Annotated in this window: 2 rRNA genes (1 of these 2 only partly in view); both read left to right on the forward strand. The window is 54.1% G+C overall.

Features of this window, described 5'->3' with window-relative positions:
* Window positions 1-2696 (forward strand): 23S ribosomal RNA (locus AB4Y92_RS04630); it begins 168 nt to the left of the window's first position.
* A 175-nt stretch (window positions 2697-2871) separates the two neighbouring features.
* Window positions 2872-2986: ribosomal RNA gene (rrf, locus tag AB4Y92_RS04635) — 5S ribosomal RNA — on the forward strand.
* Window positions 2987-3125 lie beyond the last annotated feature (139 nt).

Consider the following 3125-nt stretch of genomic DNA (forward strand, 5'->3'; position numbering starts at 1 on the left):
GGAAGCGAACCCGGAGAACTGAAATATCTAAGTACCCGGAGGAAAAGAAATCAACCGAGATTCCCTAAGTAGTGACGAGCGAACGGGGACTAGCCCTTAAGTTGCATCAGCTTCAGCAAAACGAGCTGGAAAGCTCGGCCATAGAAGGTGACAGCCCTGTATGCGAAGGGGCTGATGCGATGAAATCGAGTAGGGCGGGGCACGAGAAACCCTGTCTGAACATGGGGGGACCATCCTCCAAGGCTAAATACTCCTGACCGACCGATAGTGAACCAGTACCGTGAGGGAAAGGCGAAAAGAACCCTGGTGAAGGGAGTGAAATAGATCCTGAAACCGTGTGCGTACAAGCAGTAGGAGCTCGCAAGAGTGACTGCGTACCTTTTGTATAATGGGTCAGCGACTTACTGTTCGTGGCAAGCTTAACCGTATAGGGGAGGCGAAGGGAAACCGAGTCTGATAAGGGCGCATAGTCGCGGGCAGTAGACCCGAAACCGGGTGATCTAGTCATGCCCAGGGTGAAGGTTGAGTAACATCAACTGGAGGCCCGAACCCACTCCCGTTGCAAAGGTAGGGGATGAGGTGTGATTAGGAGTGAAAAGCTAATCGAACCCGGAGATAGCTGGTTCTCCTCGAAAGCTATTTAGGTAGCGCCTCGGACGAATACTACTGGGGGTAGAGCACTGTTATGGCTAGGGGGTCATTGCGACTTACCAAACCATGGCAAACTCCGAATACCAGTACGTACTATCCGGGAGACACACGGCGGGTGCTAACGTCCGTCGTGAAAAGGGAAACAACCCAGACCCACAGCTAAGGTCCCAAATTTATCGCTAAGTGGTGAACGATGTGGAAAGGCACAGACAGCCAGGAGGTTGGCTTAGAAGCAGCCACCCTTTAAAGAAAGCGTAATAGCTCACTGGTCGAGTCGGTCTGCGCGGAAGATTTAACGGGGCTAAGCGATAAACCGAAGCTTGGGGTGCATACTTTGTATGCGCGGTAGAGGAGCGTTCCGTAAGCCGATGAAGGTGGATTGAGAAGTCTGCTGGAGGTATCGGAAGTGCGAATGCTGACATGAGTAACGATAATGCGGGTGAAAAGCCCGCACGCCGAAAGCCCAAGGTTTCCTTGCGCAACGTTAATCGACGCAGGGTGAGTCGGCCCCTAAGGCGAGGCAGAAATGCGTAGTCGATGGGAAGCAGGTTAATATTCCTGCACCTCGCGTAAGTGCGATGGAGGGACGGAGAAGGTTAAGCAGGCCAGGCGTTGGTTGTCCTGGTGAGAGAGTTGAGGCGGTGCCCTTAGGCAAATCCGGGGGCGCAACGTTGAGACTAAGGACCGGCCCATTAGGGCTAGGCTGCTGATATCACGCTTCCAGGAAAAGCTCCTAAGCTTCAGCTTACGCAGACCGTACCGAAAACCGACACAGGTGGGCAGGATGAGAATTCTAAGGCGCTTGAGAGAACTCGGGTGAAGGAACTAGGCAAAATAGCACCGTAACTTCGGGAGAAGGTGCGCCCTCCATGGTTAATAGCTGAGGGGGGCCGCAGTGACCAGGCCGCTGCGACTGTTTATCAAAAACACAGCACTCTGCAAACACGAAAGTGGACGTATAGGGTGTGACGCCTGCCCGGTGCTGGAAGGTTAATTGATGGGGTCAGCCGCAAGGCGAAGCTCTTGATCGAAGCCCCAGTAAACGGCGGCCGTAACTATAACGGTCCTAAGGTAGCGAAATTCCTTGTCGGGTAAGTTCCGACCTGCACGAATGGCGTAACGACAGCGGCGCTGTCTCCACCCGAGACTCAGTGAAATTGAAATCGCTGTGAAGATGCAGCGTTCCCGCGGCAAGACGGAAAGACCCCGTGAACCTTTACTATAGCTTTACACTGAACGTTGAGTTCGTCTGTGTAGGATAGGTGGGAGGCTATGAAACCATGGCGCTAGCTGTGGTGGAGCCATCCTTGAAATACCACCCTGTCGTGCTTGACGTTCTAACCTAGGCCCGTAATCCGGGTCGGGGACCGTGTATGGTGGGTAGTTTGACTGGGGCGGTCTCCTCCCAAAGTGTAACGGAGGAGCACGAAGGTACGCTCAGCGCGGTCGGACATCGCGCACTGTGTGCAAAGGCATAAGCGTGCTTGACTGCAAGATCGACGGATCAAGCAGGTACGAAAGTAGGTCTTAGTGATCCGGTGGTTCTGTATGGAAGGGCCATCGCTCAACGGATAAAAGGTACTCCGGGGATAACAGGCTGATACCGCCCAAGAGTTCATATCGACGGCGGTGTTTGGCACCTCGATGTCGGCTCATCACATCCTGGGGCTGTAGTCGGTCCCAAGGGTATGGCTGTTCGCCATTTAAAGTGGTACGCGAGCTGGGTTCAGAACGTCGTGAGACAGTTCGGTCCCTATCTGTCGTGGGCGTTGGAGATTTGAGAGGGGCTGCTCCTAGTACGAGAGGACCGGAGTGGACGAACCTCTGGTGTTCCGGTTGTCACGCCAGTGGCACTGCCGGGTAGCTATGTTCGGAAGCGATAACCGCTGAAAGCATCTAAGCGGGAAGCGCGCCTCAAGATGAGATCTCCCGGGACTTTAAGTCCCCTAAAGGAACCATCAAGACTAGGTGGTTGATAGGCAGGGTGTGTAAGTGCAGCAATGCATTGAGCTAACCTGTACTAATGATCCGTGTGGCTTGACCATATAACCTCAAGTTGCCTTGGTCTCTATGTGACACGTCCGAAGACGTTCCAAACCAAACACTGACTCGCTACATTCCAACTTATTCGCCGACGACGGGCATCATTCCGTCCGAAGCAACCTCACGAGAGCGTGCGCGCAACTCAATCCACCGAGACCTGCGACCCTCCACCCTCTCCCTGGTGATAATAGCTGTGTGGAACCACCCGATCCCATCCCGAACTCGGAAGTGAAACGCATATGCGCCGATGGTAGTGTGGCCTAAGCCATGCAAGAGTAGGTCATCGCCAGGGGCTTTACCCTAAAACGCCGCAACCACTGGTTGCGGCGTTTTTCTTTGCGCGCGGGAAACTTACTACCACCGGCCACTTCGCCCGAGTTACTTCCGTGGTTCCAGTTACTTCGGGAGTTAATTCCCGCGCGGAGTTAATC

The sequence above is a fragment of the Lysobacter sp. TAB13 genome, from assembly GCF_052113885.1.
Classification (GTDB): domain Bacteria; phylum Pseudomonadota; class Gammaproteobacteria; order Xanthomonadales; family Xanthomonadaceae; genus Lysobacter; species Lysobacter gummosus.